Raw genomic sequence first — 4,782 nt, forward strand, 5'->3', positions numbered from 1 at the left:
ACACACTCCAGAACTTCTTCTCGGTCTGCTTGCGGTTGTGGTTGGTTTCGCGCCATTGATGTTGAGTAACCTCAGTATTTTCTTTTTCCTAGCTTACACCTCTTTCCAGCTAACTTTGCTACTATAGGTTTTTTCTCTACTAATTCAGCATCTAGTTTCGGATTACGCTTTTGTGTCTTCTTCCAACTGATGCCTGCGGCTTTGAATAAGTCGTAATAGCTCTGAGGAGATGCAAACACCACACTATATTTGTCCAGGAGGTGTTGCTTAAGTTCTGCTAAATTCCAGTAATTCTTGTGCTGTAGCCACTCAATCACTCTCAGGCGTACATTCTTGTCCAAATAGCCAGTAGAGCCTTGATGCTTAAGAGTTAGCCCGCTAATGCCCCGCTGCTTAAACAGTTGTTTATACTTACTAATGAATCCTACAGATACCTGCAACACATCTCTTAGCTCAAAGTAGCTATACTTCTGTAGCACCATTTGAACTGCCAACGCCCGTTTTAATTCTCTGGGGCCGGGATTGTTATCGATGAAATCGCGCAGAGCTTTTATTTCCAACAGGCGGTACTTTAACAACAGCTATATTTAAGCATATCTTCAAATCCTCTTTTTTCATACATGATTCAGGATTGCTATATCCCTCTTTTGTCACTTTCAGGAGAGTAAAATCTAGAACCTGCTTTAGCTCAGGATTTTGGCAAAATGACTACAAAGGAAGTCTGATGTGAGAAAATAAAGTTTAAAAGCTTTACATTACAAGCTTTTTCAAGTTTTAGTTTGTTTTTTCCTTACTCAGAGTGACAAAAGAGGGATAGGTGCTACTGATTTGACAATAATTTTGGGACAAAGCGATCTAAAAGCTGGTAAGAATCGCACTTTGTGCCAGTTGAGAGGCTGGAATACCAAAACACTTATTTTATAAATCGCTCGGCACAATGAGGAAAAGAAACTGTTGCAGCTTCTAATTTTGAAATTGGTTGCCACAAACATAGTGCAGATTTAAGGAGGGACAAGGGATGCTTCACAAACTAATATTAGCCGTGACTATGACATTCGCTCTCAACTTATTAATAGGAATACGCCCACCTGCACTTACTCAGACGAACCTTAGCCCTAAAGTTGATTTAGTCCAAATACTAAAAGTCCGAATAATTAGTCTTGCATCTATGTCTAATAAATAAAAAATAAAAACTATTTAAACAAATGACGCACCCCATAAAGTCCAATTTTGCTGATTGAACGGCGATCGCCACTGCTCAATTTTAGCCCTAACTCTATCTGCTGCCTGACTCTTGTTTGCACAGCCCATGCTAGTAATGCAGACTTTGGTAAAATTATGTCCGGCGACACAAAAAGCGATCGCACTTTAGGATCTAATTCCTCATCATCCTAATTCCATCATTAAGCGAGCAAGCGAAATCAGCGCGTCCAGGGGTATTGCAACGATAAAACTACCTGTGGCATGAGGTAAATTTATAATATAAAAAGGTTTTTGGAAGTTATTAGCCTGGTACTTTGACCATCCATTTCGATCTCTACAGTCAGGCAACGATGAATGCGCTCTTGATTCAAGTATTAGTTTGGTCAGATTGACTTATTCTAGTCGGCGGGGGTTTAAATTCTGGTGTTGCATAATGATAATATGAATTGAGGTTAAACCTGATGCAATGTCCAGAATGTAGCTCCACACATATTCGTAAAAATGGCAAAAACCGAGGTAAGCAAAATCATATCTGTGTAGCTTGTGGTCGTCAGTTTATTGATGACTATACTGCTCGCCAAGGCTACAGTCATGAGCAGAAGAATTTTCAGCAACGCCCAAATTCTATCCTTACTTCTGTAGGACTACCTCACGTTCATTTCGGAGCGGTTCTGGAGGCAAGAAGAACAGGAACAAACCCTGAGAAGGCAAGCGTTACTACTGTTGGCGAGTCAAGTGGCTCTTGTGTATTGAACCATTATCTTGCACTACCACTGTCAGGAGTCTAGTTGTCAGGAAAGTCTCCGATGCAAGTTCTACCGAACAAATACTCTAATAACAGCAAATCCTTTGCCCACGTTTCAATAGGTTTAGCACACTACCTATTCTTCCTTTTCACAAACCTTTTTACTAGGCGAATTACAGGGGCTACTGTGTTTAAGGTATAGAGTCCATAGATAATCATTTGAGCAAGAATACCAGGACGAAGCCAAATTGGTAGCTCACTAGAAGGCAGTTTAAGTTCTACATTCTCTCCACTGAGTACGCGGCGTAGCAAACGTACTCTACTATTTTTCCACCGAACAAACCTCCATGCTTGAGAACTCCACGGTTTAGGTTGACCGTTGCTATGAACTATTGCTGTAGCGCTTTCACCACACTTGCAGGTAAGTGTTTGAGCATCAATTATTTGTAAATCCTGAGAGTTATCCTGAAATACCTCCTCTTCTTTAGGTTGTAAAGCTAGTGCCTCTAAAGAAACTTCGCTCATTAGTAACGCATTCAAAGCATCTTGATCGGCTTGGGCAGAAGGTTCAGTATTGGCAGCGCCCTCATATATTGTCGGATGCGACAGAATCTTTTGACAAGCCTCCCACCATTTTCCTAAAAGATTTGGCCAGTGTATTGTAGATAACGCTACAAAACCAGTATTTACATATGTTTGGTGTCGCGGCATATTGGGGAGGTCGAACATTTGCTGCCACTCCCTAAACCATCGTTCGCTTTCAGGATCGGGAAAAACACAAATTTTTCCTCGCTGGGCAAGATTTACAATATCTGCCAACGATCGTGTCACAATCATATCGCTGTCAATAATTACTACCGTACCACTAGGGTTTAGTAGATAAGGAAATGGTTTAAATAAGGCAGAGTTCGTAGCTAGCTTACTAGACATATCAACTATCTTGCAGTACGAACTCAGAAATTTCCTTTGGCTTGCGGTTAAACCGCAATCAAGCAATACCAACTCGTATTGATAATTGGTCAATCGGAGTGAATTAAACAGAGCAACTGTCCCAATAAAATAGTGGGCATCAGTAATTGTGTAAAAAGTTACTTCGTGATTAGTCGCTGTTAAGTTTTGAGACAATTGCGACGGATCATCTTGCGTTTGGATATCTCTAGGTTCAGCCATCATAATATTAAAGTTTTCTTTAACTAGCTCATTTTAGATTGTAGTAGTGGCATTTTGTTCATTGCGAGTAAAAGTGTCCGTCAGGAGCTTCTGCTCCAAAGCTACAAAAGCGATCTCTTGAAAATTAGTTCTTGGAACTGTATGACTGTAGTAATCTACGGCTCCTTCAGCTTCAAATCGGGTTCGGTATACGAGTGCTTCTGATGGAGAATCGCAGGTTGTTAACCATCCTCGCCAAATCCCCTTAAACCAAGACTGCTGATTCAGTTGAATAACATACATTTTTTGACCTCTACATATTTGTTGCATGGATGAATGTGTTGACTGTAATAACATGATACTATGCTTACAACAAAGTATATAGAATATACTGCCTCTAGCCTACGGTGGGTGGTAGGGCAATTGGACTGAGATGAAGCTTAGGATAATCTGAAATTACTTGCTCCAGATTCCACTGGTTTTTGAATAACAACACAGGACGATGCCAACGGTCTTTGGTCACAAAGGTATTAAATAGGCGATCTGTTTTTTCTAAAGCTTCCCAGCCGCCGACTACCCACCGCGCTACTGCATAAGGCAATTCTTCCAAAAGAGTTTCAACACCGTACTCTTGCGCCAACCGAAACTGCACTACCTCAAATTGCAACTGTCCAACGGCTGCCAAGATCGGCTCTCGCTTGCTTTCATCTGTAGAGTTAAGGATTTGTACGGCCCCCTCTTCTTGCAGTTCGGATACGCCTTTGTTGAAGTTTTTGTACTTCGTTGGATCGGCGTTTTTGAGAAAGGCAAACAGTTCTGGCGAAAAGGAGGGAATGTCAGGATACTGCAACCATTCACCCACACAGACCGTATCTCCAATCGCAAAACTACCAGGATTGTTTAACCCCACTACGTCTCCGGCATAAGCAACTTCAACTGTTTCTCTGTCTTGAGCAAATAACTTTTGCGGACGAGATAGACGAATGATCTTACCTGTACGGGCATGAGTCACCATCATATCCTTCTCAAATTTGCCAGAACAAACCCGCAAAAAGGCAACACGATCGCGGTGTTTAGGATCCATATTTGCCTGCAATTTGAAGACAAATCCCGAAAATTCTGGATATGTGGGGGGAATTTCGCCCCGATTGCTTTGGTGGACAGCAGGTTTGAGGGCGTAGTCTAAAAATGTCTCTAGAAATAACTCCACACCAAAGTTATTCATTGCACTACCGAAGAATACAGGTGTCAGCTTGCCTTGATGAATTGCGTCCATATCTAGTTCAGGACTAACACCATCTAGCAGTTCTAAATCCTCTTTAAGCTGGTAATACAACTCTGGTTCTAGCAACGATTCAATTCGAGGATCGCCTAAAGAAATTACCGTATCGGTAGCCTTTTTGCTGCCATGCGCGGCAGTTTTTTGAAATAAATGGATGCGCTGCTGCCGACGATCAAACACTCCCCGAAATTGATCGCCAGTACCAATGGGCCAATTGACAACGTAGGTGGTTAGCCCTAATTCTTGCTCGATTTCATCAATTAGTTCCAATGCAGTGGTAGTGCGTCAGATTATTGTGGGATAGGTCACGATATCATTCCAAGTCCATGGTCGAGAGGTTAATCCTGCTCGTTGTGCGGCAGTGGACTTGAACCGACTATGCTGCCAAATCCAATTGAAGTAA

General features: G+C 41.8%; 4 protein-coding genes and 3 pseudogenes. 2 read left to right on the forward strand and 5 right to left on the reverse strand.

Annotated features, from left to right (window positions below; all coding sequences use genetic code 11):
• Positions 1–71: 71 nt before the first annotated feature.
• A complete protein-coding gene (locus AC2VE5_RS24045) occupies positions 72–560 on the reverse strand; it encodes a helix-turn-helix domain-containing protein (protein WP_486890161.1) in 489 nt (162 codons plus the stop codon).
• A gap of 670 nt (positions 561–1,230) precedes the next feature.
• Here AC2VE5_RS24045 and AC2VE5_RS24050 point away from each other — a divergent pair.
• Together AC2VE5_RS24050 and AC2VE5_RS24055 are read left to right on the forward strand one after the other, a co-directional pair.
• Positions 1,231–1,395 (forward strand): hypothetical protein, encoded by a 165-nt coding sequence (locus AC2VE5_RS24050; protein ID WP_486890162.1) that lies wholly within the window; start codon positions 1,231–1,233, stop codon positions 1,393–1,395.
• A gap of 269 nt (positions 1,396–1,664) precedes the next feature.
• A pseudogene (locus tag AC2VE5_RS24055) lies at positions 1,665–1,805 on the forward strand (IS1/IS1595 family N-terminal zinc-binding domain-containing protein); the annotation flags it as partial.
• Positions 1,806–2,080: 275 nt separating this feature from the next.
• Here AC2VE5_RS24055 and AC2VE5_RS24060 read toward each other — a convergent pair.
• From AC2VE5_RS24060 to AC2VE5_RS24075, 4 genes and pseudogenes are all read right to left on the reverse strand, one after another.
• Positions 2,081–2,878: a hypothetical protein gene (locus AC2VE5_RS24060; protein WP_486890163.1), complete on the reverse strand. Its 798-nt coding sequence runs from the start codon at positions 2,876–2,878 to the stop codon at positions 2,081–2,083.
• Between the two features lie 273 nt (positions 2,879–3,151).
• Positions 3,152–3,400, reverse strand: coding sequence for a hypothetical protein (locus AC2VE5_RS24065; protein ID WP_486890164.1), 249 nt, complete (start codon positions 3,398–3,400; stop codon positions 3,152–3,154).
• A gap of 94 nt (positions 3,401–3,494) precedes the next feature.
• Positions 3,495–4,649 (reverse strand): annotated as a pseudogene (gene prfC, locus AC2VE5_RS24070) (peptide chain release factor 3); the annotation flags it as partial.
• A 15-nt stretch (positions 4,650–4,664) separates the two neighbouring features.
• Positions 4,665–4,782 (reverse strand): annotated as a pseudogene (locus tag AC2VE5_RS24075) (IS1 family transposase); the annotation flags it as partial.

This window comes from Aliterella sp. E5.1 (assembly GCF_057473825.1).